Here is a 26,715-nt window from a genome sequence, read left to right on the forward strand (position 1 = left end):
GGAGACAACCATGAGCACTGCAACGGAACAGGCGCGCGAGCGCATCGGGCGCATCGCCCTGGGCGATGTGATCCACCGTTGCGCCCGGCGCTTCGGCGCCCGGACGGCATTGATCGAGGGCGACCACAGCCTCAGCTACACGGCGCTGGACGCCGCCACCAACCAGTTTGCCCACTACCTGCTGGCCCAGGGCATGCGCAGCGCAGAGCGTGTCGGCATGTTGTGCAACAACTCGATCGACATGATCGTGGCGCTGCTGGGCATCCAGAAAGCGGGCATGGTGTGGGTGCCGATCAACACGGCGCTAGCGCCGGATGCGATCCAGTACATCCTGGAACACGCGGAGGTGACGCGCCTGGTGGCGGACGCGTCCGTGCTGGCGCGGCCCGGCATCGGCGAGCTGGTCGCGGCGTCGCGCATTCCCGTCGTGTTGCTGGAGCCGGCGGGCGAGGTGGCAGGCGAGATGGCCGGGTTGGCCCCGCTAGCCGGGCTGGCGGTTACCCGGCATGCCGACGCGCTGGCCGGCCAGCCGGCCACGCTGCCAGATGTGGACATCGCCAGCGGCCAACTGGCGCAGATCATGTACACCAGCGGCACCACCGGCCCGCAAAAGGGCGTCATGCATTCCCACGCCTCGGTGCATTCGGTGCTGGCGGCCAACCTGGTCGATACCGGCTGCGGGACGGCGCGGGAGGTCTTTACCTGCCTGCTGCCCATGTTCCACTGCGCGCAGCACGGCAATACCATGAGCGCGCTGCTGGGCGGCCATGCCGTGGTGATCGGGCGCGGCTTCGATCCGGCCCGGGTGCTGGCGGACCTGGCCCGGCACCGCGTCACCGTGGTGGTGGCGCTGCCGATGATGTACCGGGCCATGCTGGAGCACCCGCAGTTCGGCGCGACCGACCTCTCCAGCGTGCGGCTGTGCATCTACGGCATGGCGCCGCTGCCCAAGAACCTGCTGCTGCGCCTGCTTGACGCGTTCTGCCCCAACTTTGTCCTGTGCTCGGGCCAGACCGAGATGTACCCGGCGGCCACCATCTTCGAGGCGCAGGAGCAGCGCAAGCGCTTTGGCGCCTTCTGGGGCGTGGGCACGGTGGTCAACGAGGTGGCGGTGATGAGCGACGACGGCCGGCTGCTCGGCCCGGGCGAACCCGGCGAGATCGTGTTTCGCGGGCCGAACGTGATGCTGGGTTATTACAAGGACCCTGAGGCTACCGCCCGCGTGCAGCGCTTTGGCTGGCATCACTCCGGCGATCTTGGCGTGCTGGACGAGGATGGCCAGTTGCTTTTCCTCGACCGCATCAAGGACATGATCAAGAGCGGAGGCGAAAACGTGCCCTCGATCAAGGTCGAAGAAGTACTGCTGCGCCATGCCGCCGTGGCCAATGTGGCGGTGGTCGGGCTGCCGCATGCGCGCTGGGGTGAGGCGGTGACGGCCTTCGTGACCCTGAAGCCCGGCACGCGGGTGGAGGAGGACGAGCTCGGCGCGCACTGCAAGGCCCACCTGGGCGGCTTCGAGGTGCCCAAGGCAGTGCTGCTGCTGGCGGCATTGCCGGCCACTTCCACCGGGAAGATCCAGAAGTTTGCGTTGCGCCAGCAGTATCGCGAGCATTACGATGAGCAGCACAGAGAGCACCACAAAGAGCACCATGAAGAGCGCCATGACAAGGGCTGAGCACCGGGCCAGCCTGTGGCGGGCATAGCCACCTGACGCAAGACGTAGCCGGCAGCCCCGGCTACGCTGCTTTTTGCGTCGCATTTTTGCATCGCATCATGGCGGCGCACCGAGAGCAAATAACTGGCAGGCCTGGCGACGCCCCCATCGGTGCGCGGACCGCGCCAGCAGGAGACAAGGACATGCGGATGCAAGCACAAGGCATTGCGTGCCCGCCAGCGACGACCGTGGCGTCTGGCGCCAGGGACGGAGCCGGCCGGGTGATGTGGCTCACCCCCGACAGGCTGTTCTACGCCGGCCTGCTTGGCTCGCCTTCGGTCCGCACCATGGGTGGGCTGCTGATTTATGTGGCTTTGCGCGCACCCATTCGCATCCGGTTTGACGACGGGCCCTGGGCATCCACGGAACTGGCGGTGGTGCCGGCGTACATGCCGCACTCGGTCGCTTGCGACGACCGCATGATCTGCGACCTCGCGCTGGAAGCGGAGAGCATCGACCTGGCGCGCCTGCCGCCGGTGATACGCGAGCGGGCAGGGCCGGTGGACGACCCGGCCTTTGTGCGCCATGTGCGCCAGGCGCATGCCTACCTGAGCGAGCGCGGCCGGGAGCTGGAACTGCAGGCCGACAGCTTCGACCAGATTTTCTTCGGGCACGCGCTGGCGCCGCGCAAGCTGGACCCGCGTATCGAGGCCGCGGTGCAGCGCATCCGCAATGCGCCGTCGGCCACGGCCACGGCCGAGTCATGCGCCGCATCGGCCCATCTGTCCTTCTCGCGCTTCCTGCATCTGTTCAAGGAGGATGTCGGCACGCCGTTCCGCAGCTTCCGGACCTGGAAGCGCGCCCGCAGCTTGCTGCACTACGTCACCCAGAACTCCAACCTGGCGCATGTGGCGCTGGATACCGGCTATCCGGATTCCACCCACTTCAGCCACTCCATCCGCCAGGCTTTCGGGCTCAAACCCAGCGATATCTTTGCCGGCTCGCGCAAGCTCGCCCTGATTGGCGAGCGTGCGGAGGTGGGCAGCGGCATGCCCGGCTAGGCGGGCCGGGCAGGGGTATCCGGCGCGTCCTCCGTGCGCAAGGCCGCTTTGAGGATCTTGCCGGCCGGCGTGAGCGGCAGCGCATCGCGCAGCACCACCTGGCGCGGCACCTTGTAATCGGCCAGGCGGGTCCCGCAATACGCGCGGATTTCCTGCTCGGTGACCTGGCAGCCGGGCTTGGGCACGATGTAATAGCGGCCAATCTCACCCAGCACGGGGTCGGGCACGCCAATGCCGGCGACCATCATCACCGCCGGGTGCCGCGCGATCACGCCTTCGATCTCGGCCGGATAGACGTTGAAGCCGCCCTGGATATACATATCCTTCTTGCGCCCCTTCAGGTGGATATAGCCGCGTTCGTCCACATAGCCCAGGTCGCCCGAATGCAGCCAGCCCTGGGCATCGAATCCGTCCGCCCCGGCCGCGCTGCCCACATAGCCCGGGCAAACGCCCGCGCCACGGAAACAGAGCTCGCCGATTTCGCCAGCGGCCACGCTTTCGCCGGAAAACGAGACCACCCGTACCTCGGCGGTATCGAACACACGGCCGATCGATTGCATCAGGTCCTGGCGCTGCGCGTCCCAGGGCGTCATGACAATCGCACCAGAGGATTCCGAGAGGCCGTACAGGTTCATCACCGTCGCCTGCGGCATGCGGGCCTGCAGCTGCTCCAGCAGGGCGGCATCCACGGTGGCACCGCCCACGATCACGAGCCGCACGGAGGAGAAGTCCACCTTGGCCGAGTCGGGATGCATCAGCAGCAGCGTGGCCATGGTCGGCACGCCCGAGAAGATGGTGGGCGGGTGCTGGCGCATCCTGGCGAGCACCAGGTCCGCCTTGAAGGCTGGCACGAGCTCGCAAGTGCCGCCGCCCAGCAGGAAGTTCAGCACCCCGCAGGTGATGCCGCCCACGTGGTTCAAGGGCAGGGCCAGCTGTAGCTGGTCGGCCTCGGTCGTGCGCACATGGCGCGCTTGCGCCAGGGCCGCCGCCAGCATGCTGCGATGGGACAGTCCCGCGCCCTTTGGCCGCCCGGTGGTGCCCGAAGTGTAGATCACCATGGCCAGGTCCTCCGGCATGACCTGGGCCTCGGCGGCCTCCAGCACGGCCGGGTCCGGCGCGGTGGCCAGCAGCGTGGAAAGCCGCAGTGCGCCGGTGGCGGCCGATGGCGCCGCGTCGATCAGCACCACATGCGACAAGCCCGGCATGCGCGGCGCCAGCCGTGCCAGCATGCCTGGAAAATCGAAACCCTCGCACTCCGGCACCGTGAAGACCGCCTTGACCGCGCTGTCGTTGACCATATGCTCGATCTCGTTGTCGCGGTAGCGCACGCTCAGGCCCACCACCGCCACGCCGATGCGCGTCGCGGCAAAGAACAGCTGCAGCCACTCGATCTGGTTCAGGCCGATCACGCCGATGCGCTCGCCACGGGCGATGCCCAGGCCAAGCAGGCCACAGGCAAGCCGCGCGGAGCTGGCCTCCATCTCGGCAAAGCCGTGGGCCTGCTGCCCGCAGAGGTAGGCAGTGCGCTGGCCCCACCGCTGGCTGGCCTGGCGGAGGGCGGCACCAATGGTGGCGGGCGGCGGGTTGGCAATCATGCGGACTCTCCTGGCGTTGGATGTCAAGTTGGATGCGGCAAGGACCCGGGGCAGGTCAGAGCGGCAAGCGTAGCCAAGTAGCGTGGGGCAAGGCTTGCGGAAAGTGGCTGGGTCGCGGCGCATGGCGACAGCTCGGCGGACATCCGTTACGCATGACATGGGTAATTGAAGAATACCCATTAAATTGGTATTTGCAATTTACCCATATTGTTTGTAAAGTGAAATTACGCATTTCATGGGTAACTCCGGATCACCAAGATGAAACAGCTGCTCACCACTCCCAGCCAGCTCGGGCAAGTGCTGCAATCCGCACGGCGTGCCGCCAAGCTGTCCCAGACCGACCTTGCCACGCGGCTGGATGTCAGCCAGAGCCGCATCTCCCACATGGAGCTCAACCCGGGCAGCATCAGCGCCGACCAGTTGCTGGCCCTGATCAGCGTGCTCGGCCTGGAACTCGTCGTGCAGGATAAACGCGCGGCGGGCGCCGAAGCCTCGCCGGTGGAGTGGTAGCCATGGGCCGCAGATCGCATGCGCGGGCGTTGTCGGTATGGGCCAATGGCGAGCGGGTAGGGACGTGGCGCATCCCCACGCGGGGCGACATGGAGTTGCAGTACGACCCAGGCTGGCTGGCCTCGCCCGCCGGGCGCCCACTCTCCCTGTCGTTGCCCTTCGGCGTCGATACCTCCCCGCTCAAGGGCGACCGGGTGCGCAACTACTTCGACAACCTGCTGCCCGACAGCGATGCCATCCGCAAGCGCCTGGCCACGCGTTTCAAGGCGGCAACCACGGAAGCCTTCGACCTGCTGGAGGCCATCGGCCGCGATTGCGTCGGCGCCGTGCAATTGCTCGGCGAGAACGAACAGCCAGCGGGCCATGACCGCATCGACGGTACGCCGCAATCCGACACCGATATTGAAAAGCTGCTGCGGCAGACGGTCAGCCCCACCGGCATGGGCGCGCAGGACGATGACGATGACTTCCGCATCTCCCTGGCCGGCGCGCAGGAAAAGACCGCGCTGCTGTGGCACGGCAACCAGTGGATGAAGCCCCATGGCGCCACGCCCACCACCCACATCCTCAAGCTGCCGCTCGGGCTGGTGGGCAACAAGCGGGCCGACCTCACCACCTCGGTCGAGAACGAGTGGCTCTGCCTGACCATCCTCGCCGCCTATGGCCTGCCGGTGGCGCATAGCGAAATCAAGACCTTCGCCAGCCAGAAGGTCCTGAGCGTGCAGCGCTTCGACCGGCAGATGCATTCCTCGGGAGGCTGGATCCTGCGCCTGCCACAGGAGGATTTCTGCCAGGCGCTCGGCGTCGCCCCGCACCTGAAGTACGAAGCGGATGGCGGCCCGGGCATGCGCGACATCGCCCAGATCCTGCGGCAATCGACCCATGCCGACGACGACCTGGAGATCTTCCTCACCACGCAGATCCTGTTCTGGATGCTGGCGGCGCCCGACGGGCATGCCAAGAATTTCAGCATCCGCCTGCTGCCGGGCGGGCGCTACCGGATGACGCCGCTCTATGACGTGATGTCGATCTGGCCGGTGGTTGGCAATGGGGCAAACCAGTGGTCATGGCACAAGGCCAAGCTGGCCATGGCGGTGGCCGGCAAGAACCGGCACTACCTGTTCAAGGACGTGCAGCGCAGGCATTTCAACGCCATGGCGCCCAAGTGCTTCCACGGCCCGGATGCCGAAGGCATCGTTCAGCGGCTCATTGCGCAGACGCCGGCGGTCATTGCCACGGTCAGCGCCGCCTTGCCGGAAGGCTTCCCGCAAAAGGTGGCGGACAGCATCCTGCAAGGGCTGGATGCGTCCGCCCGGCAGCTTGATCGCATGCCGCCTGGCTAGCCTGGCTAAGCGGTGGGTTGGGTTTGCCCAGGCCAACCACTAAGCGCAAGACGAAGTGCACGGCGCGGCCTATGGTCGAGGGATGCCGGCTTGCATGCCGCACGCCACCCCCGACCCGATAGCCCACTGACAGGACCCACGATGCGCCTCCTGACCCTGCCGCCCCTTGCGCACTATTTCACCGCCGAGCACGAACAGTTCCGCAGCACGCTGCGCGACTTCGTCGCCCGCGAGATCACGCCGTATGTGAACGACTGGGACGAAGCCGGGACCTTTCCCCGCTCGCTGTACCGCCGCGCCGCGGAAGTCGGCCTGCTCGGGCTCGGTTATCCGGAACACTTCGGCGGCACGCCCGGCGACATCTTCTATCACCTGATCCAGGCGGAAGAGTTTGCCCGCTGCGGCTCCGGCGGCGTCAACGCATCGCTGCACTCCCACTCCATCGGCGTGCCGCCCATTGTGGCGGCCGGCAGCCCGGCGCTGCAGGAACGCGTGCTGCCCGCGGTCATCGCTGGCGACAAGATCGCCGCCCTGGCCATTACCGAGCCCGGCGGCGGCTCCGACGTGGCCAGCCTGAAGACCACGGCCGTGCGCGACGGCGACCACTACATCGTCAACGGTGAGAAGACCTTCATCACCTCCGGCATGCGCGCCGACTTCATCACCACCGCGGTGCGCACCGATCCCGCCAACAAGGGCGCGGGCGGCATCTCCCTGCTGCTGATCGAAGGCAACCCGCCCGGCCTGACCCGCACCGAACTCAAGAAAATGGGCTGGCTCGCCTCCGACACCGCCCATCTGCACTTCGACAACTGCCGGATCCCGGCCGCCAACCTGATTGGCGAAGAGAACCGCGGCTTCCAGATCATCATGCGCAACTTCAACGCCGAGCGGCTGGGGATGAGCGCCAGCGCCTATGGCTATGCCGAAGCCTGCCTGCAGGAAGCACTCGACTGGGCGCGCCAGCGCAGCACCTTCGGCCACCCGCTGGTGGAGCGCCAGGTGATCCGCCACAAGCTGGTCGACATGGCCCTGCGCATCGAAGCCGCCCGCAACCTCGTCTACGACCTGGCTTACCGTGTGCAGCATCAGGCCGGAGACCCGGCGCAACTGGTGGCGCGCACCTGCATGGCCAAGATCCAGGCCACCCAGGCCATGCAGTTCTGCGCCGACCAGGCCGTGCAGATCCTGGGCGGTATGGGTTTCATGCGTGGCACCCTGAGCGAGCGGGTATACCGCGAGGTCAAGGTCATGATGATCGGCGGCGGGTCGGAGGAAATCATGAAAGACCTGGCCGCGCGGCAGTTGGGATTTTGAGGGGGGCAGCGGGGTGGTGGCTAGAATAGCGATTAACGTATTCGATCATGCTTTTTAAGAAGCAAAACCAACAATCACCAAGCTAACGTATTAGATCGAATCCCATATCTGGAATTCCGCTTGATAGCCCACTATAATGTCGTCGTACTGATACGTTATCAACACGACGAAAGGCGCTATGCAGCACCTTATTACCGCAACCGCAAGCCTTGGCCAGCTCGCCCGCGCTGCGCGCATGACCCAGAAGCTCACGCGCGACGAACTGGCGCGCGCCACAGGCCTCTCGCCAGCTTTTATCTCAGCGGTTGAACGTGGCAAGGAGACCGCGCAAATCGGCAAGGTGCTGCTCCTGCTCCAGGAGCTTGGCGTGACGTTGTTCGGCGAGGCTCCCGGCGTCCAGCAACTGATGGCGGACAAAGACGCGCTCGTCAACCGGCGAGTGCGTAAATGAGCGAAGAAGAGCGCACGCTCATCGCCTTTGCCAACGGCATAAAAATCGGTGAAGTGGCGGACAACAACGGGGTTTGGACGTTTGCCTACGACGCGGACTGGCTGAATCATCCCGGGCGCTTCGCCCTGAGCCCTAGTCTTCCCCTAGGGCCGGCACTTCAGGTCGATACCAGTTCCGATCGTCCCGTGCAGTACTTCTTCGACAACCTCTTGCCGGAAGAGGGCCAACGCGCCGTGCTCGCCAGCACGGCAAGGCTCGATATCGAAGACGCATGGGGCATGCTGGCGTACTATGGCGCGGAATCGGCCGGGGCCATCACGCTTCTGGCGCCGGGCCAGCAGGAACCCGGCGCAGGCCGGGTGCCGCTATCGTTCGAAGAACTTCACCGCCGTATCACGGATCTGCCGCGGCGCCCGCTTGACGCGAAGGCGCCCAAGCATATGTCGGTGGGTGGCGCGCAGCACAAGCTGGCCGCAATCCTGGAGGGCAGGCAAGGAGAGCGGCTCTTGCTGGAACCCATCGGCGCAGAGCCTTCCACCCATATCCTGAAGCCGGAAGCGCGCTCTACCGCATGGCCACATACCGCCATCAATGAGTTCTTCTGCATACGGCTGGCTGCGCGCGTGGGTCTGCCGGTGCCAGCCACTACGTTCCTGCGCGTGCCCGCGCCGGTTTTCGTTATTTCCCGTTTCGATCGTGAATCGCTGCAGGGCCAGGTGCGGCGCCGGCATGTCATTGACGGCATGCAATTGCGTGGCAAGAGCCGCACACTAAAGTACACGCAAGCCTCGACGCAGACCCTGAGAGCGCTGATCGAGCTGACACGTACCCGCGCCGCCTCGCGCCTGGCTATTTACCGCTGGATTGTGTTCAACGTGCTGGTTGGCAACGGCGACGCGCATATGAAGAACCTGTCGTTCTTCGCGGATCCCGACGGCTACAGCCTTGCCCCGTTCTACGATATCGTCAGCACGGTGGTGTACGACACCAAGAACTTTCGCGACACCGCTCCGTACTGGCCGGACTCCGAATTGTCCATGCCGATCGGGGCCGCCAGGCATTACGGCGACCTCCAGCGCACCGACCTGATTCAAGCGGGGCAGGAACTTGGGTTGAGTCCAACGGCGGCAGCCTATGAGCTCGACGCAGTGATGGCTGCCGTAGCGCAGGCTACGAATGAGGTCCGAACGCAAGTCGAAGCCGAAGCCACGCCGGATGGCGGCGAAAGCCGGCTGCTCAATGCCATACTGGCCATGCCACTCAAGGAGATGTCCGAACGGCTTAGACGGCCAATACGAGGTGCGACAGCATAGCGGCCAGCACAAGAGGCCATTCGTCCCGGGAAGCGCCGCCGCCTAGCCGCGACGCGGACCAGCCCCGCCGCGCCGCTTTATAATCCGCCCGGAGAACCCACCGCTGGCGCTACCGGCGGGCGTGTCCTGGAACCGGCCGAATGCCTTCGTATCCCCTAGTCCTTTGTCTCACCTTTGCGGTCGTCGGAAGTCTAACGGTTGCCGTCGCAACCTGGACGCGGCGGGACGACCCCATCGTCAAGGCCTTCCTGGCGCTGGCCCTGGGGAGCGCGCTATGGAGCGGCGGCCGCCTGCTCGAGTTGAACTCCGCCGACCTGGCAACACGCATCTTGTGGGCCAAGGTGCAATATGTAGGCATTGTCGCCGTGCCCATCGGCTGGCTCTGCGCCATGATCCAGCTCAGCCGGCCAAGATTCGTCATTCCCTGGTCGCTGCTCTGTCTGCCCATCGTCATCAATATCGTGACGCTGGCCCTGGTCTTTACCAACGAACGGCACCACCTGATCTGGACATCGATCCAGCTGGTGCCGGGGGGCGCGCCGCCGGGCGCCGTCTTCGGCCATGGCCCGGGATACGCCGCGGCGGCCGCCTACACCTACCTGCTGTTGCTGATCAGCGTTTACTTCCTGCTGACGGCCCGGGTACCAAGCAGCAGCCTGACCCGCGGGGGAAGGGCGGTACTTGCGGGCGGCCTGGCGTTGCCGCTGGTGGCCAATATCGCGTACTTGCGCGGATGGACGGGGCCGCTGGGCGGCGACCTGACCCCCGCCACCTTCGCGGTGACGGCGGTGCTGGTGTGGGTATGCGCGCTGCGCAGGCATCTGGATGACGTTGGCCACTACGCCAGGCTCAGGGTCTTCGATGCCTTGCAAGAGGGCTGCGTGATCGTCAATGCCAACGACATCATCGTCGACTTCAACCCCGCCGCGCGGCGCCTGCTGGTGGAAGTGGAGCGGGGCAGCACGTTTCCGCCGGCCTGGCGCGACGCGATTGCCGCCAGCCGCAGCGGCGCGCCCGGCAGCGGCGGCTCGCACCTGATTTCGGAGGCGCGCGTCGACTACGAGCTCACCGTGGATTCGGTGCGCAACCTGAACCGGCAGCCGGTCGGGATCATTGTGTTTCTGCGCGACGTCACGCGCTTTCGCTCGCGCGAGCACGCGTTGACGCTGGAAAACTCCAGCCTGGCGGTGCGGCTCGGCGAGACCGAGGAAAAGCTCTCACGCATCGAGGCGGACCTCTATCGCGATGCGCTCACCGGCGCGCGCAACCGGCGCTACTTCCAGCGCGAGGCCGCCGTCGCGATTGCCGACGCATTTGAGCGAGGCATTCCAGTCGGCCTGCTGATCATCGACGTCGATTACTTCAAGCAGTACAACGATCTCCACGGCCATGTGCATGGCGACGAATGCCTGCGCCGCGTTGCCGCCGCCATCGGCGAAGCCATGCGCAACGGCCCCGGTGACTTCTGCGCCCGCGTTGGCGGCGAAGAGTTCGCCATCGTGCTGCCAGCGATCACGCCAGCCAAAACACGGGAAGTCGGCCTGCGCCTGCTCAATGCCGTGCGCTCGCTGGCGTTGCCGCATGGCGGCTGGCCAGAGCACCCGTGTGTCACCATCAGCGTCGGCGCGGTTTGCGAAATCCCGGCGTCGCCAGCGCTGGAATTCCTGCTCGAAAAAGCCGACGCCGCCATGTACGGGGCCAAGCGCAACGGCCGCGACCGCTTCATGATGCACAACCCGGTGGCGTCGCCTGCGTACCCGGGCTGAACGTCTTCCATGGATTGGCCTGACCGGCCATCACCTCAGGAGTACCCCACTCATGTCATTCGGCGAATCCGCTGCCATCTACAACCAGGCACGCCAGTCCTACAGCACGGCTGTGATGGACAAGGTCGCAGATATTCTGGCGGCGGCACAGACGCAAGCCATCCTCGACATCGGATGCGGCACTGGCATCGCCACCCGGCAACTGACCGCGTGCGGTTTTCGCCCGGTCGGGATCGACATTGACCCGGACATGATCGACGAGGCGCGCCGGCTGGGGCAAGCGGGCACGTACCACGTCATGGGCGCCGATCGCCTGGACTTTGCCGATGCGGCATTCAGCGGGGCGACCGCCTTCGGCGCGTTCCACTGGTTCTCGGACGATGCGTCAGTGCGAAACATCCGCCGCGTATTGATGCCAGGCGCGGCCTTCGTTGTCGTCAACAAGAACGACGCGAGCGATTTTCGCGAGGCCATCGTTGACATCGTCGGCCGCCACGTGGCACTGAGCCAGGCGCGGCCCAAAGCCGAATACCAGCCTGCCGGGACGCTGGCCGCCGGCGGCTTTCACGCGGTCCGGGAAGACCGGATCCAAACGATGGAATCGCTCTCCATCGACCACGCGGTTGCGCACGCGCGGTCGATGCGCTTGTGGGAAGAGGTGCCGACATCGCTCCACGCCGCCATTGAGGCTGACCTGCGTGACTACGTGGGACGGCATCTTGACGCATCCGGGATGTTGCCGCGGCCGCTTGTCGTGACAGTCGTCTCGGGATGCCGGTAGCGGTCGGGCGGGCGGCAATGCAGGCCCCAAGTATGGCCGCCGAGGCCTGATCTCAATTCCACTGTGTGGAAATGTAGGGCTGTATTCGACCGTATTTGCGCTTAATCTGGGTTCATCGATAAACGGCGGGCAGGGCAAAGACATGGCACCTGTCCCGTCAAGAAACCCAGACGGAGACGCAAGTGCCTAACTCATTTCCCCTCTTCAACCGGGCGCTGGCCACGTTGGCCATTCCGCTTGCCGCCATGGGCGCGCTGGCGCCGGCTGCCAACGCCGCAGCCTTCCCGGAAAAGCCCATTCGCCTCGTCGTGCCCTTCGCCCCGGGCGGTGGGACCGACCTGATCGCCAGGACCATGGGCGTGACAATGTCGCAGGATCTCGGCCAGCCCGTGATCATCGACAACAAGCCGGGCGGCGGCACCATCATCGGCTCCGACACGGTGGCCAAGAGCGCGCCAGATGGCTACACCATGGTGATGGCCACGTTTGCGCACGCGGTCAACCCGAGCATCCACGCCAAGCTGCCCTACGCCACCGACAAGGCATTTGCGCCGGTGATGCTGGTAGGCCAGTCGCCCAACGTGCTGGTGGTTCGCCCCGACAGCCCCTACAAGACGGTGCAGGACCTGATCGCTGCCGCCAAGGCCAAGCCAGGAAAGATCTCGTTTGCATCGCAGGGCCCTGGCACCTCCGCGCACCTCGCGGGTGAACTGTTCAAGTCACTGGCCAAAGTCGACCTCAATCACATTCCCTACCGAGGCGCCGGCCCGGCCATCACCGACTTGCTGGGCGGCCAGGTGGATGTGATGTTCGCCACGGCCTCCGCAGTCGGGTCATTGCTTGAGAACGGCAAGCTGCGCGCGATCGCAGTGACCACGGCCAAGCGCTCGACAAGCCCGGTGCTGGCGAAGGTCCCCACCATCGCGGAAAGCGGCGTGCCCGGCTACGTGGCCGAAAGCTGGTACGGGCTCTTCGTGCCGGCAGGCACGCCCGCCCCGGTGATTGCCCGCCTGAACGCCGCCGCCAGGAAAGCGGTGCAGACCGAGGCGTTCCGCAAGCGCGCCGAAACAGAAGGCCTGGAAGTCAGCGCGGGAACGCCCGAGGAATTCGGCCGCTATGTGCGCGCCGAGGAGGTTCGCTGGAGCCAGGTGGTCAAGCAAGCCAAGATCACCGCAGAGTAGTCCGGCAGCCCTTGATTGCGCATCGCGCACGCAAAACATACAGAGCACGAAGCACGAAGCACAAAACATAAAACACAGATAGAGAGACCCACCATGAACACCACTTCACTGATCACGCTCGACATCGACGCCGGGATCGCCACCCTGACGCTGAACCGCCCTGAAAAGCGCAACGCCATGACCGACGACATGCGCACCGAGCTGATCGCCGCCCTGGAGCACGTCACGCAGGACAAGACCATTCGGGCGCTGGTGCTCACCGGCAACGGCAAAGGCTTCTGCGCAGGCGGCGATATAGCCGGCATGCAGCGGCGCATGGATGCGCCGGCGGGCGAGGTGGCGTTCAACGGCTGGTCGCGCCAGCAACGGGTGCACCATACCGTGGCGCTGCTGCACAACATGCCCAAGCCCACCATTGCCGCGGTCAATGGCGCCGCCGCCGGGCTGGGTGCCGATATGGCCATGAGCTGCGATTTTGTAGTGGCATCGGAAAGCGCCAGTTTCGCCTGGTCATATATCCACCGTGGCCTGATCCCGGACGGCGGCGGCATGTACTTCCTGCCGCGCCGCACCGGGCTGTCCAAGGCCAAGGAGCTGATCTTCAGCGGGCGCAAGGTCGATGCCGCAGAGGCCCTCCAGCTGGGCATAGCGGATCGCGTGAGCAAGCCGGAGGCGCTGTTGCCCAGCGCCAGAGCCTGGGCGGCGGAACTGAGCCAGGGCTCCGCAACTGCCCTGGCGCTGGGCAAGTCCATCCTGAACCAGGCCTTCGAGTTGCCGGCCGAACAGGTATTCGCGCAGGGCAGCCAGGCACAGGGCATCTGCTACACCAGCGCCGAGCATCGGGAATCCGTGCGGGCATTCCTGGCCAAGATGGCTGGAAAGGAACAGGCCTGACGCCATGGACGCAGATAACGCACGCTCTGCCATCGCCCGCCTGGTCAAGCCGCGCAGCGTCGCCATCATCGGCGCTTCCGCCGATGCGGCCAAGACCGCCGGGCGCCCGGTCGCCTACCTGAGAAAGCACGGCTTCGCCGGCGCCATCTACCCGGTCAACCCAAAGGTGGGCGAGATTGACGGCATCCGCTGCTATGCTGATATCGACGCGTTGCCGGAAGTGCCGGATGTGGGCATCGTCCTGCTGGGCGCGCAGCGCGCCCACCTGGCCGTGCGCGAACTGGCCGCACTCGGCACCGGCGCCGCCATCGTGCTGGCCAGCGGCTACTCGGAGACGGGCGCCGAAGGCGCGCGCCGCCAGGCCGAGCTGATCGAGGCAGCCGGCGCCATGCGCCTGCTCGGCCCCAACACCATCGGCCTGGTCAACCTCACCGACAATATCCCGCTCTCCGCCAGCGGGGCGCTGGAGATGGATCATTTCCCCGTTGGCAACATCGGCGTGGTCTCGCAGAGCGGCGGCATTCTTGGCGCTTTGCTCTCCCGCGCCGCCGCGCGCGGCATCGGGCTTTCCAAGCTGGTTTCCACCAGCAATGAAGCGGACCTCGACCTGGCCGATTTCATCGACTACCTGGCGGATGATGCGGCCACCCGCGTGATTGCGCTGTATGTGGAGAGCGTGCGCCATCCCGACCGATTCCGCGCCGCCGCGCTGAAAGCGGCCAGGGCAGGCAAGCCGGTGGTAGCGTTCAAGATCGGCCGCTCCGAAGCGGGGGCACGCGCCGCGGTGTCGCACACGGGCGCGCTGGCCGGCGCGGACCGGATGTACGACGCGCTGTTCCGGCAAGCCGGCGTGATCCGCGCGCAGACTTTCGCGGACCTGCTTGACATGCCCGCCGCGCTCGCCACCGGGAGGGCGTTGCGCGGCAACCGGGTTGCCATCCTGACCTCGACCGGCGGCGCCGGCACGCTGGTTTCGGACAGCCTCGGGTTGTCCGGCTTCGAGACACCCGCGCCGGACGAAGCCACCGCGCAACGACTGCGCGCGCTGCAGCAGGGCGATCACGCGGCACTGGATCGCAACCCCATCGACGTCACCCTGGCAGGCCTGCAGCCGGACCTGCTGCGCGGCGCAATCCGGGCGCTGCTGGATAGCCCGAGCTATGACGCCGTTGCCGTCATCGTCGGGTCGTCCGGCCTGGCCATGCCAGACCTGATGGCAGGCGCGATTCAGGATTGCCTGCCCACCAGCGACAAGCCGGTGGTGGCCTTCGTCAGCCCGCATGCGCCGCAGGTGGCCAGCCTGCTGACCGCGCGCGGCGTGCCCGCATTCAGCGCGCCCGAGAGTTGTACGGCCGCGCTGAGCGCCATGCTGCGCGCCGGGCAATGGCGCGCGGCGCCTGACGTCCCGGCCAAGGCGCCAGCCAGCATCGCCGGGGAACTGCCGCGTGGCGCGCTGGATGAGGCCGCGGCAAAGCAGCTCTTCGCGCGCTTTGGCATCCCGTCGGTGCGCGAGCGCGTCGTACGCAATGGGCAAGAAGCCAGCAACGCTGCCAAGGACCTCGGTGCCCGCGTGGTCCTTAAGGTCCTCAGCGCCGAGATCACGCACAAGAGCGATGTAGGCGGCGTCGCCGTCAACCTGACGCCGCAAGACGTATCGGCGCGGTTGCCGGCGATGGCCGACGACGTGCGAACGCATACCGGCGTGATGCCCCAGCGCTTCCTCGTCCAGGAGATGGTCACCGGCGGCGTGGAGATGATCCTTGGCATGCACCGCGACGCCCTCGGCACCGCCATCCTGCTGGGCATGGGCGGCGTGGCCGCAGAGCTGTTCAAGGACACCACCATGCGCATGTTGCCGCCGGCCGGTGGGCTGTCGCACGCCGAAGCGCTTGGCATGATCCAGGAACTGAAAACCTGGCCGCTGCTGGATGGCTTTCGCGGGCGGCCCAAGGCCGATGTTGCAGCGCTGGCCGATGCCATTGTGGCGTTTTCCAGCATGACGGCCGCGCTGGGCGAGCAGTTGGTGGAGGCGGAGATCAACCCGGTCTTCGTGCTGCCGGCATCGCAAGGCGTGCGGGCGGCAGATGGCGTGGTTGTGATGGCGGGCTGACTGCAGGGAGCAGGGCAGGGGAGCCGGGCAGGGGGATCTGGCATAGTCATGCCAAATGAGGCAAAACTCCCCCCCCGATGCTTTAATTCCGGCTGCCGGAAATCAGCCCCACCCAGGAGCATGATCTTGGATCCCGAACTAGCGTTGTCGCGGGCGCGTGGCAGGGCGAGCAGCACGTCGGCCAATCGCTCGCTGGAGCGCGGCATGGAGATACTCCGGGCGTTTCGTGCGGGCTCGGAAGTGCTGGGCAACGGCGACCTGGCCGAACGTACCGGCCTGCCGCGTTCGACTGTCAGCCGGCTCACGCAAAGCCTGGTGGAGGCCGGCTTCCTCCAGTACGACGCCACGCTACGCGCTTACCGGCTTGGCCCGCCGGTCCTGAGCCTGGCGCACGCCATGCGCGCCGGCTCTGCCGTGCTGCAGGCAGCAGCCCCCTTGATGCGCGAGCTCGCGCAAAGCCAGCACATCAACGTCGGGCTGGCCATGGCCGACCGCGACGAGATGGTCTACCTGGAATCCATCCGCTATAGCCGCAAGGTTTCACTGCGCAGCGTAGTGACCGGGCAGCGTGTGCCCATGGCGCTTACCTCCCTGGGACGCGCCTACCTGGCCGCGGCCCCCGAGCAGGAAACCAAGGCCTTGCTGGAAGGCTTCGGCAAGCGCCTGCGCGCTAACTGGCCCGCACTTGCACAAGACATCGAGCAAGCCATCGGGCAGGTGCGCAAGCAGGGCTGGTGCATGGCGAGCTGGCAGCCGGAAGTGGTCGCGCTCTCCACGCCACTGGTGTTCAAGAGCTACGCCATCCACGTGCTGAACGTCAGCACCACCACGCAGGCAACGCCGGCCAGCGCCGCGCGCATTCTCAAGCCACACCTGATGAAACTGGCCGCGCAGATCCGCAGCGCGGTGGGCAACGAGGCCGTGTAACAGGCGGCTCAGGCCTCCGGCCTCAGCATGTGTTCGTCGAAGCTCAGGCGCAGGCGCCCGGCGTCGATGCGCAAGCGCAGGCGATGATATTTCGCGAGATAGCGCACGCCGACGATCGCAGCGGCAAAGCCCGCGCCAGCGCCAATGCCAAGCGCCCAACGTGGCCCGAACGTATCGGCGACCCAGCCGACGATCGGCGCGCCAAGCGGGGTGCCACCCAGGGCCAAGGCGAAGAGGATGGCCACCACCCGGCCGCGCATGGCGGGTTCGGTCGATAGCTGCACCAGGCTGTTTGTCGACGTGGTCACGGTCTGTGCCGCCACGCCAACCATGATCAGTGCAAGACCAAACAGGGCGTAGCTGGGCATGATCGCGGCTAGCGCGCAGCCCACCCCGAACACCGTTGCGCCAGCGAGCAAAAGCGAGAAGCGCGGCTTGGCCCGCCTTGCCGCCAGCAAGGCGCCTGTCACCGACCCGATCGCCATGATCGACGTCAGGAAACCGAACTGATCCGCCCCGGCATGAAAGACGGTAACCGACATCGTCGAGATGAAAATCGGGAAATTCAGCCCAAACGTGCCGATCAGGAACAGCATGAGCAAGGCAGCCTTCAGGTCGGGGCGCCGCCAGACATAGCGAAAGCCCTCGGCAAAGCTGCCTCGCGTGCGGACCGCCCGGGCCTTCCGATGCAGTTCACCAAGGCGCAGGCGGCTCAACGCCCCAAGCACCGCGACAAAGGACGCCGCATTGATCAGGAATACCCATCCGGTGCCCACCACGCTGATCAGCACGCCGGCCACGGCAGGCCCAATCATCCGCGCTGCGTTGAACGAGGTGGAATTCAGCGCCACGGCATTGGACAGGTCCGAGTCCCCGACCAGCTCGGCGACAAAGGTCTGGCGCGCGGGTGAATCGAATGCCGTGACGCAGCCGAGCAAGAACGCAAACAGGTACACGTGCCACAACTGGACGTGCCCGGACAAGGTCAGCAGCCCCAGCCCGAGCGCCAGCGTGCCCATGGCGGCCTGCGTGGCAAGCAGGAGCTTGCGCCTGTCGAAATGATCCGCCGCAAAGCCGGTCAAGGGTAACAAGAGCATCTGGGGCCCGAACTGCAGTGCCATGACCACGCCCACCGACGTTGCGTTCTTGTGCGTCAGATGCGTGAGCACTAGCCAGTCCTGCGCGGTGCGCTGCATCCAGGTTCCCACATTGGATACGATGGCCCCGCCGGCCCACAGTCGGTAGTTGAAGTTGTCAAGCGAGCGGAAGGTGCCTCTCACCGGCTACTGCCCTTTTCGAGCAGATCGATGATCTCGCGGGTTGTGCCTGTCTCACCCAGCCTTGGGAAAATCCGCGCAATGCTGTTGGCGTGCGCATCCAGGCTCATGTCGGTCATGGCATCGACGGCCAGGGCGACGTTGAACCCAAGCTCATGCGCCTGGCGCGCGGTCGACTCCACGCCGATGCTGGTCGCAACGCCGGCAAGCACCACCTGCGTCACACCCAGCTTTCTCAGTTGCGCCTCAAGGTCGGTATTGGTGAATGCCCCCCAGGTCCGCTTTGTCACCGTGAGGTCGGCCGGCTGCCGGTTCAACTCGGGCACCAGGTCGGCCCATCCGGCAGGAAGATCGCCAAGCCTGCGGCCCTGTTCGGTACGGCCGGGGGCGCCGCCGGCAACGTTGACCAGCACAACTGGCAGGCCGTGACCGCGGAACGCGGCGGCAAGGGTCGCGGACTGCTTCACGATTTCGTCGACCGGGTGCGCGACGGGAAGCGAGACGATTCCCTGCTGCAGATCGATGACAACCAGAGCGGTTTTCGGATCAAGAACGGTGACTGGCATGGTGGTTTCTCTCGGTTTTTCTCTCGGTTTTCTCCGGTCGACAGGGACTGCGGCAAGTCCGGAGCAGGGCGCGGGCCGGGACTTTGAAAGAGCCCCATCGCAAGGCTCACGAGTCGGCCAGCCGTTTGAGCAGGGCGATGCCAGCCGCAAGCTCCTCTTGCTCCGCCGCCGCGAGTTTTGTCCGGATGGCACGCAGCAGCCAGTCTTCCCGCGCCGCCCGGGTCGCCAGGATCATCTCCCTGGCGTCAGCCGTGAGCGACAAGATGGTCTGCCGCCCGTCGACCGGATCCGGCGCGCCACTCACAAGCCGGGCCGCTTCCAGGACGGCAACCGTGGCGCCCATGGACTGCGACCGCACCCCCTCGGCCCGCGCCAGCGTTGTCACAGTGGCCGGACCATCGCGCTCCAGGCGGCCAAGAACCGACATCTGGGCCCAGGTGAGATCGCCCGGGTGCACCTCTTCACGCAGGCGGCGCCTCAGCTGGCCGATCACGATACGAAGATCGGTTGCCAGCGCGGATGCGCGGGCATCCTGCGGATCATCCTGTTTGTGGTTGGCATGCATGTCCCCAATGTAGTCGATGCGAAGGAAAACTACAAAGGTAAACTTCCTATTTTGTACAGGTTCATCATGGTTGACGGCTGGGAGATCCAAACACCATGGCCTCAGTAGCTCAGCCGCAGGCCCAGGCGCACGGTACGGCCGGCACCGGGCATTACCCACACGCTGCTATAGGAGCTGGCGTAGTAGGTCTTGTCGAACAAGTTGTCGACATTAAGCGTCACGCGTACCGCCTTGCTGTATTGCCAATAGCCCAGCACGTCGGCCAGCGCGTAGGCGGGCAGCGAGAAGCTGTTCCGCGAGTCGCCGGAGCGCTTGCCGACATAGCGGATGCCGCCGCCTACGCCATAGCGCTGGCCGACGGGGGCCGCATCCTCGTACACCGCCATCACGCTGCCGCTGGTGCGCGGGATGTTGGCCAGCGGCGTGCCGGCGGCGAGCGTGCTGTCCTGGGTGATTTCGGCGTCGATATAGGCGAAGTTGCCGGTCACGCGCCAATGCGTGCCGAGCTGACCGGATGCGTCGAGTTCCACCCCTCGGCTGCGCGCCTCGCCGGCGGCCACCGAGTAGGAGGGATCCAGCGGGTCGGCGGTCAGCACATTGCGCTTGCGGATCTCGAAGACCGACAGCGTGGCGCCGAGACGGCGGTCGTCGCTGTCGAGCTTCACGCCGGCCTCCACGGCCCGCCCGTGCTCCGCAGAGAACGGGTTGCCGGCGGAATCGGTGCCGGCATTAGGGCGGAACGAGCGGCTGGCGTTGGCGAACAGGGAGACGTTGTTGCTGGCCAGGTAGGTGAGGCCGATGCGCGGCGAGACCGCGCTCTGATGCTGGCTGGCACGCGTGCCGAGCAGGCGGTTGTCCAGCGACTGGTTATAGGCATCGAAACGCGCGCCGGCCAGCAGGCGCCAGCGTTCGCCCAGCCGCAGTTGGTCCTGGGCATAGAGGCCGAGACTGGTCTGGCGCTCGTAGGTGTCGGTGTTGGCTGCCAGTGTGGGCGGGGTCTGGCCATAGACCGGGTTGTAGATGTCGATGGCATAGGGCGCGCCGGCGCTGGGGTTCTTGCGCAACTGCACCTGGGTGTTGCCGAAGCGGTAGGCGTCCACGCCGACGATCAGCTCATGGCCGATCGCGCCGGTGTCGAACTTGCCGGTCATGTCGGCCTGCAGCGAGATGTCGTCGGACTGGTAGTCGCGATAGCGACGCTGGCGTCTCAGGGTACGTTGGTCTGCGGACAGCGCGCCGGCCTCGGTAGAGTAGCCCACCAGGCTGCCGCCGCGGTACGCTGCGGCCAGGCGGCCTTTCCAGTTCGGCGAGAACTGGTGTTCGACGCTCAACTGGTGCGACTGGCTGTCGAGGCGGATGTCGCCATCGTTCGGCTCGCCGAGGAAGCGCGAGCGCGGTACGGCGCCCAACTGCCCGTTGATGGCCACCACGCCGCGGTCCAGCGGGGTGGTGAAGCGCTGGAACTCGGCCGCGTACTGCACGATGGTGTCAGCGCCCAGGGTCCAGGTAAACGACGGCGCCACCAGGTAGCGCTTGCTGTTGACGAAGTCGCGCGTGCTACCTGCGTGGTCGCCCACGGCGATCAGCCGCCCGGCCACGTTGTCGCTGATGGCGCCGGTGACGTCGGCCGACACGCGGTAGCCATCACGGCTGCTGACCTCCATGTCATAGGCCTGGCCGGGCTTGAACTGTGGCTGCTTGGTGATGACGTTGATGCTGCCGCCGGGTTCGCTGTTACCGTACAGCGAGGAGGTCGGGCCCTTGAGCACCTCCACGCGTTCGATGGTGGCCGCGTCGCGCGGCGCGGTGAAGCCGCGGTTGGCGGCAAAGCCGTTGACGAGGTAGCCAGCGCCGGTGTTCTCGTTGCCCGTGAAGCCGCGTATCGCGTAGTTGTCCCACAGGCCCCCGAAGCTGTTCTGGCGCGACACGCCGCTGGCGTAGTCGAAGGTCTGGTCCAGCCGCGTGGCGCCGATATCGTCGATCAGCTCGCGCGGCAACACACGCACGGATTGCGGCACCTCGCGCAGCGGGGCCTCGGTGCGCGTCGCGCCGGTGGAGGCGGAAGGCGCGTAGGTATTGTCGGCGGTGCTGACCACCGAGACTTCGGGAAGCGTCGTCGCGGGCGCCTCCTCGGCATCGGCGAGCGGCGCGGTGATCGCCGTGGCGGCGGCCAGTGCGGCGAGGGGACTACGCCGTCGTCGGCCGGCTGGAGTGACAGAAAGTATCGGCATGTTCAGATCAGAGGGAAGCGCTGGCGCTGGGTAGCGCGTTGGGGGTTCGGCGGTGGCGCGGCGCGAGGCGGCCAGTCCCAACGGGTGGGCCAACGTGATTGGCGCCTTATTGCAACTGGGTTGCATTATAAGGGTCTTCTTCATCACTTGTGTGGAATTTTCCGGCGCCGCGACGCCATGCCACAGGGTCGACATGCCGGCAAGCAGGGCTGGGGGCTATGCCGCTTCCACCAGCCGGTGCAGCGTGAGGTTGCGTGCCACGTCCCGACTGCACCCGATATGAGTGCGCAGCAACCCGCGCGCACCAGGGCAGTCGCGCGCGACGATCGCCTGCAGAACGCCTGCATGCTCTTCGTAGGTGGCCACTATCCGTGGCCGCTATGTGAAGTCCAGACGCCAGATAATGCGGATCTTGTCGGTGATGCCTGCGTGCATGCAGGCCATTTCGGGGTTGCCGTTGAGCGCAACCAGTTGGTGCAGTGGCTCCGCGCCGCTCGTGGCGCTGGAAGCCGTCAAGCTTACGCTGGCCAAACTCGGACATTTGAGCTTAGCCAGAAGCGGACATTCTGATTTGGCCTTTACACAGCAAATTCTCCGATAATCATTGTTATGTTAAATCAAAGTCTGAGGCGCTGACTGACTGAACGCCTATCCTCCCCATCAGTGCATCGGCACATTTCTCTCCGGGAAAATGAGGAAACCCCTAAGGAATTGACCGCCCTTGCCCTCCGGTCGGGGTCGATAGCAACAGCCATCGAGGGTTCTGCGGGTACGGCGGCGTGCTTCATGGGCCGCACGGTGCAGCCACAGCGGAGGCCAATGGGTGCGGTTCAATTCGCTGAACTGGCTTCCCGTCGAAACGCTTTGCCCAACTTGAGCGGTCCCAAGCGACATCGAGTGTGGCGTTCCATCCACGTCTGCCAAGCTTCCAGGCTGGTCTGCGAGGCGGCGCCAAACCATCCACGATCCATCTAAAGACGGCAATCCACAATGCTGCCCCGGTTTTTGTAATGATCTCTACATCATTGCAACCCGTGCTAAGCCCTCCTATGCTGCCTTCCATGACCACATCCCAAGATTCCTGGATCCTGCTGATTGTCAGCCTTCCCACATCGGGCGCGACCGCCCGCATGCGGATCTGGCGCACGCTCAAGACATTAGGTGGAGCCGCCTTGCGCGACGGGGCGTATCTGCTGCCGGCCAGGGCCGAGCAAGTGGCGCAATTCCGCGAACTGGCCGACGAAACCCAGCAGCAGGATGGCCAAGCCTGGCTGTTGACCGTGCATCCCCAAGAGGACGACGACGCTGCTGCCTACCGCGCACTGTTCGACCGATCGGGTGACTATGCCGCGTTCCTTGCTTCCGTCTCGGAAGCCCGCCAGACGCTTTCCGGACTAAGTGAAGCCGAGCTCAATCGCTTGCTGCGGCGGCTCGGACGCATTTACGAAGCGATTCGCAAGGTTGATTTCTTCCCCAACGAGGCGTCCCTGCGTGCCGAGGCGCAGTGGCGAGACTTCACCGGCGCGATTGAAACGATCCTGTCGCCGGGCGAGCCGCATCCCGCGGCAGGGGCAATCGCGCGGCGCGACCCTATGCAATACCAGGGACGGCTATGGGCGACCCGCCGCCATCTTTGGGTCGACCGGGTGGCGTGCGCCTGGCTGATCCAGCGCTTCATCGATCCCCACGCCCGTTTTCTGTGGCTCGAATCCCCCAGTGACTGCCCCACCGATGCGTTGGGCTTCGATTTCGACGACGCGACGTTCACCCATGTTGGCGACAAGGTTTCCTTCGAGGTGCTGCTTGCAAGCTTTGGCCTGGACGCGAATCCAGGATTGCAGCGTCTGGCGGGGATGGTCCACGCGCTGGATGTCGGCGGCCCGACCGTCCCCGAAGCGAGCGGGTTCGAGGCGATCCTGGCCGGCGCCCGCGAGCGGCTAGCCGACGACGATGCGCTGTTGGCCGAAATCGGCCTGGTGCTGGATTCCCTGCATGCCCACTTTTTGAATCACCGGAAACGCTAGCCGTCACCGCCCCCATCTCAAGGAAGATCAATGAACAACCCGCAGCAAGCCGACATTCCGCAAGCGCCGGCGGCCGAACGGCCGAGCTATTCGCTCTGGCAACTTGTGTTCTACATGTTGCGCCTGGGTACGCTGGGCTTCGGCGGCCCCGTTGCCCTCGCTGGCTACATGCACCGGGACTTGGTGGATGCGCGTAAGTGGATTACCGACGCCGATTACAAGGAAGGCCTGGCGCTGGCGCAGTTGGCTCCCGGTCCGCTTGCCGCGCAGCTCGCCATCTATCTCGGCTATGTGCACTATCGCGTCGTCGGCGCGACCTTGGTCGGCATTGCATTCGTCATTCCGTCGTTCCTGATGGTGGTGGCACTGGGTTGGGCCTACGTCCGGTTTGGCGGGCTGACCTGGATGCAGTCTGTGTTCTACGGGGTTGGCGCCGTGGTCATCGGGATCATTGCGATCAGCGCCTACAAGCTCACCAACAAGAGCGTGGGCAAGGACAAGCTGCTGTGGGTGATCTACCTGGTGTTGGCAACGGTGACCGTGGTGACTGAATCGGAGATCGCCTGGCTGTTCCTGGCGGCCGGCTTCGTAGTGTGGTTCTGGCGCGCGCCACCGAAGTGGCTGCGACAAGGTGGCCTCAATGCCATTGCGGCGACGCAATTGCCTACGGTGGGCGGGATCGTCAGCACTGTGGATTGGCCGCTGCTGACGCAGATCGGCGTGTTCTTCGCCAAGGCCGGCGCCTTCGTATTCGGCTCCGGGCTTGCCATCGTGCCGTTCCTGTACGGCGGCGTCGTGACCGAGCACCATTGGTTGAACGACAAGCAGTTTGTCGACGCGGTGGCAGTGGCCATGATCACGCCGGGCCCGGTGGTGATTACGGTCGGGTTCATCGGCTACCTGGTTGCCGGCCTGCCAGGGGCGTCCGTGGCCGCGCTGGGCACCTTCCTGCCTTGCTACCTGTTCACCGTGATCCCGGCGCCCTACTTCAAGAAGTACGGGAAGCGTCCCGGCATCATTGCCTTCGTCGATGGCGTGACGGCGGCGGCTGTTGGGGCCATCACGGGCGCCGTGATCGTCCTGGCCAAACGCTCAATTATCGATCTGCCCACTGTCTTGCTTGCGCTTGTTACGGTCGCGCTGCTTTGGAAATTCAAGAAGCTGCCTGAGCCAGTCATCGTCGTCGGCGCCGCACTAATCGGCCTGGTCGCCTACCCGCTCCTCCACGCATGAGCCGCACGAACAAGGAATCCATCATGACCTATGCAATGAAGCCGTTGGGCGTCGATCCAGGCAAGCTCACTGGCCTCTCGGAGAAACTGATCGTCAGCCACTACGAGAACAACTATGGCGGCGCTGTGAAGCGATTGAATGCCATCGCCGCGGAACTTGCCTCGCTGGATCCTGCGACCGCAACCGTCTTTGTGCTCAATGGCCTGAAGCGGGAAGAACTGATCGCTACCAATTCAATGATCCTGCACGAGGTGTACTTTGACGGGCTCGGTGAAGGCGGCAGCTTGGGCGGCGAGCTGGAGTTGGCGCTCATCCGTGACTTCGGCAGCGTGGCGCGCTGGCAGGCCGAGTTCATCGCAATGGGCAAGGCACTAGGCGGCGGCTCGGGATGGGTGTTGCTGACTTACTCGCCGCGAGACAAGCGGCTCGTGAACCAGTGGGCGCCCGATCACGCACATACCCTCGCCGGCGCTACCCCGATCCTGGCGCTCGACATGTATGAGCATTCTTACCACATGGACTTCGGCGCAAAAGCTGCGGCGTATGTGGATGCCTTCATGCAGAACATCCATTGGGCTCAGGCAGCCGAGCGCTTCGCCGTGGCCCAAAAATAATTCCGGATACCAGATCATGCCAGCCAGGACAATGCCGCCCGGCTAGAAGACACAGGCTTCCGAGCAGCGTATCTCACCGGCGGCATCGAGGAATGGGCCACCGGCAATCACCCGTCGATCGGCAAACCGTAAGGAGCCAGCCATGAAATGGATTACCCGCGAACGTCCGAAGATTGACCGGATTGCCTGCCCTTGGCTGATCGCCCGCTTTATCGACAAGGAACCAGAATTTTTGTACGTGCCAACCGGCGACGTCGTGAAAGTCGCTGGCGAGACGGGTGCCGTTCCCTACGACATCCCTGGCGTCGAGCTTTCGCATGTCGGCGAACTGTGCAGCTTTGACGCGTTCCTGGATAAGTACCATCTGAATGATCCAGCCTTGCAGCAACTAGCCGGCATTGTGCGGGGCGCGGACACGTCAAAGCTGGATCTCACCCCGCAATCCGGAGGCCTCTACGCTATCTCGCTGGGTCTGTCCCAGGTGTTCACCGACGATCACGAGATGCTCCGGCATGGCATGGTGATGTACGACGCCCTGTATGCCTGGTGCCTGCATTGCCAGGCGGAGACGCATCGGTGGCCACCGAAGATGCCTGCGTGAACTTCTTTGCGATGTCGCCCGGGAGGTACCCCGTGAAAGCGATCCTGCTCCTTGTATGGATGCTGCTGACAGCCATGCCGGCAACTGGAGAAACGATCATGTTCAACCAGAACAAACAAGGTGCCTTGCCTGCGGGATGGGTGGCCGGTGTTACCGGCCGCGGCACACCGAGATGGACTGTCGAGGCTGACCCGACCGCGGGGAATAGCGCCAACGTGCTCAAGCAATCGGGCTCCGGAGACTTCCCCTGGTGTGTGAAGTCAGCCGTCTCCATCTCCGATGGCTTCGTAGAAGCAAGGTTCAAGCCCATTGCCGGTCGCGAAGACCAGGCCGGCGGCGTCGTCTGGCGCTGGAAGAACGGCGATAACTACTATGTCGCGCGCGCGAATGCACTGGAGAACAATGTCTCCCTGTACTACACAACGGGCGGCCGCAGGCACACAATCCAATATCAGGAGGCCCCTGTCCTTGCCCGGGTCTGGCATACGCTGCGCGTCGAGTTCATCGGCAACCATATCCAGGTTGCGCTGGACGGCAAACGCTACATCGATGCGACGGACGATCACATTGGCGGCGCCGGCGCAGTTGGCCTATGGACCAAGGCGGATAGCGTGACCTTGTTCGACACCTTCTCGTTCGGAAATGCCGGCCCGAACTAGGTACGAAGAAAACAAAATCCATGCATTCTTAAGGACCCGGCT

23 protein-coding genes are annotated in these 26,715 nt (G+C 65.3%); 18 read left to right on the forward strand and 5 right to left on the reverse strand.

All coding sequences use genetic code 11. The annotated features are described in order from the left end of the window. Positions 1-10: 10 nt before the first annotated feature. Together ACX12D_RS25160 and ACX12D_RS25165 are read left to right on the forward strand one after the other, a co-directional pair. Complete coding sequence (locus tag ACX12D_RS25160; RefSeq protein ID WP_459376172.1) at positions 11-1,675, forward strand: class I adenylate-forming enzyme family protein; 1,665 nt, start codon at positions 11-13, stop codon at positions 1,673-1,675. 182 nt (positions 1,676-1,857) lie between these two features. Further along, the gene (locus tag ACX12D_RS25165) at positions 1,858-2,715 is read left to right on the forward strand and encodes a helix-turn-helix domain-containing protein (RefSeq protein ID WP_441631756.1); all 858 of its coding nucleotides are present in this window, start codon (positions 1,858-1,860) and stop codon (positions 2,713-2,715) included. Here the strand turns inward: ACX12D_RS25165 and ACX12D_RS25170 are convergent. Continuing rightward, complete coding sequence (locus ACX12D_RS25170) at positions 2,712-4,310, reverse strand: AMP-binding protein (RefSeq protein WP_459376174.1); 1,599 nt, start codon at positions 4,308-4,310, stop codon at positions 2,712-2,714. The genes ACX12D_RS25165 and ACX12D_RS25170 overlap by 4 nt on opposite strands. 258 nt (positions 4,311-4,568) lie before the next feature. Between ACX12D_RS25170 and ACX12D_RS25175 the strand changes: the two genes are divergently transcribed. The 11 genes from ACX12D_RS25175 to ACX12D_RS25225 all read left to right on the forward strand — a co-directional run bounded on the left by ACX12D_RS25175 (position 4,569) and on the right by ACX12D_RS25225 (position 16,903). Continuing rightward, positions 4,569-4,820 (forward strand): helix-turn-helix domain-containing protein, encoded by a 252-nt coding sequence (locus ACX12D_RS25175; protein WP_459376175.1) that lies wholly within the window; start codon positions 4,569-4,571, stop codon positions 4,818-4,820. Between the two features lie 2 nt (positions 4,821-4,822). Beyond that, a complete protein-coding gene (locus ACX12D_RS25180; RefSeq protein WP_459376176.1) occupies positions 4,823-6,163 on the forward strand; it encodes a type II toxin-antitoxin system HipA family toxin in 1,341 nt (446 codons plus the stop codon). 141 nt (positions 6,164-6,304) lie between these two features. Next, a complete protein-coding gene (locus ACX12D_RS25185; RefSeq protein WP_459376177.1) occupies positions 6,305-7,480 on the forward strand; it encodes an acyl-CoA dehydrogenase family protein in 1,176 nt (391 codons plus the stop codon). Between the two features lie 178 nt (positions 7,481-7,658). Continuing rightward, positions 7,659-7,931: a helix-turn-helix domain-containing protein gene (locus tag ACX12D_RS25190; RefSeq protein WP_459376178.1), complete on the forward strand. Its 273-nt coding sequence runs from the start codon at positions 7,659-7,661 to the stop codon at positions 7,929-7,931. Continuing rightward, positions 7,928-9,244, forward strand: a complete 1,317-nt coding sequence (locus ACX12D_RS25195; protein WP_459376179.1) for a HipA domain-containing protein — start codon at positions 7,928-7,930, stop codon at positions 9,242-9,244. The genes ACX12D_RS25190 and ACX12D_RS25195 overlap by 4 nt, the downstream gene beginning before the upstream one ends. A gap of 140 nt (positions 9,245-9,384) precedes the next feature. Continuing rightward, complete coding sequence (locus ACX12D_RS25200; RefSeq protein WP_459376180.1) at positions 9,385-11,010, forward strand: histidine kinase N-terminal 7TM domain-containing protein; 1,626 nt, start codon at positions 9,385-9,387, stop codon at positions 11,008-11,010. Positions 11,011-11,062: 52 nt separating this feature from the next. Beyond that, the gene (locus ACX12D_RS25205; RefSeq protein WP_459376181.1) at positions 11,063-11,791 is read left to right on the forward strand and encodes a class I SAM-dependent methyltransferase; all 729 of its coding nucleotides are present in this window, start codon (positions 11,063-11,065) and stop codon (positions 11,789-11,791) included. Positions 11,792-12,036: 245 nt separating this feature from the next. After that, complete coding sequence (locus ACX12D_RS25210; RefSeq protein ID WP_459376513.1) at positions 12,037-12,972, forward strand: tripartite tricarboxylate transporter substrate binding protein; 936 nt, start codon at positions 12,037-12,039, stop codon at positions 12,970-12,972. Between the two features lie 93 nt (positions 12,973-13,065). Continuing rightward, the gene (locus tag ACX12D_RS25215) at positions 13,066-13,866 is read left to right on the forward strand and encodes an enoyl-CoA hydratase/isomerase family protein (protein ID WP_459376183.1); all 801 of its coding nucleotides are present in this window, start codon (positions 13,066-13,068) and stop codon (positions 13,864-13,866) included. 4 nt (positions 13,867-13,870) lie between these two features. Further along, the gene (locus ACX12D_RS25220) at positions 13,871-15,976 is read left to right on the forward strand and encodes an acetate--CoA ligase family protein (RefSeq protein WP_459376184.1); all 2,106 of its coding nucleotides are present in this window, start codon (positions 13,871-13,873) and stop codon (positions 15,974-15,976) included. Between the two features lie 126 nt (positions 15,977-16,102). Further along, complete coding sequence (locus tag ACX12D_RS25225) at positions 16,103-16,903, forward strand: IclR family transcriptional regulator (protein WP_459376185.1); 801 nt, start codon at positions 16,103-16,105, stop codon at positions 16,901-16,903. Between the two features lie 8 nt (positions 16,904-16,911). On the opposite strand, the gene ACX12D_RS25230 is transcribed toward ACX12D_RS25225, so the two are convergent. The 4 genes from ACX12D_RS25230 to ACX12D_RS25245 form a co-directional block, all read right to left on the reverse strand. After that, on the reverse strand, positions 16,912-18,183 hold the full coding sequence (locus tag ACX12D_RS25230) for an MFS transporter (protein ID WP_459376187.1): 1,272 nt from the start codon (positions 18,181-18,183) through the stop codon (positions 16,912-16,914). After that, entirely contained in the window at positions 18,180-18,746 is a 567-nt protein-coding gene (locus ACX12D_RS25235) for an isochorismatase family protein (RefSeq protein ID WP_459376188.1), read from the reverse strand. Before ACX12D_RS25235 ends, ACX12D_RS25230 begins: the two co-directional genes overlap by 4 nt. A gap of 106 nt (positions 18,747-18,852) precedes the next feature. Further along, positions 18,853-19,311: a MarR family winged helix-turn-helix transcriptional regulator gene (locus tag ACX12D_RS25240; RefSeq protein WP_459376514.1), complete on the reverse strand. Its 459-nt coding sequence runs from the start codon at positions 19,309-19,311 to the stop codon at positions 18,853-18,855. Between the two features lie 101 nt (positions 19,312-19,412). Further along, entirely contained in the window at positions 19,413-21,542 is a 2,130-nt protein-coding gene (locus tag ACX12D_RS25245; protein WP_459376189.1) for a TonB-dependent siderophore receptor, read from the reverse strand. 1,061 nt (positions 21,543-22,603) lie between these two features. Between ACX12D_RS25245 and ACX12D_RS25250 the strand changes: the two genes are divergently transcribed. From ACX12D_RS25250 to ACX12D_RS25270, 5 genes are all read left to right on the forward strand, one after another. After that, positions 22,604-23,566 carry a chromate resistance protein ChrB domain-containing protein gene (locus tag ACX12D_RS25250; protein WP_459376190.1) on the forward strand — a complete coding sequence of 321 codons (963 nt, stop codon included), beginning with the start codon at positions 22,604-22,606 and terminating at the stop codon, positions 23,564-23,566. 30 nt (positions 23,567-23,596) lie between these two features. Beyond that, entirely contained in the window at positions 23,597-24,799 is a 1,203-nt protein-coding gene (locus ACX12D_RS25255; RefSeq protein ID WP_459376191.1) for a chromate transporter, read from the forward strand. A gap of 23 nt (positions 24,800-24,822) precedes the next feature. Then, on the forward strand, positions 24,823-25,413 hold the full coding sequence (locus tag ACX12D_RS25260) for a superoxide dismutase (RefSeq protein WP_459376192.1): 591 nt from the start codon (positions 24,823-24,825) through the stop codon (positions 25,411-25,413). Between the two features lie 142 nt (positions 25,414-25,555). After that, complete coding sequence (locus ACX12D_RS25265; protein ID WP_459376193.1) at positions 25,556-26,014, forward strand: chromate resistance protein ChrB domain-containing protein; 459 nt, start codon at positions 25,556-25,558, stop codon at positions 26,012-26,014. A gap of 32 nt (positions 26,015-26,046) precedes the next feature. Then, positions 26,047-26,673: a hypothetical protein gene (locus ACX12D_RS25270; RefSeq protein WP_459376515.1), complete on the forward strand. Its 627-nt coding sequence runs from the start codon at positions 26,047-26,049 to the stop codon at positions 26,671-26,673. Positions 26,674-26,715: the final 42 nt, after the last annotated feature.

Source organism: Cupriavidus sp. PET2-C1, from assembly GCF_054515855.1.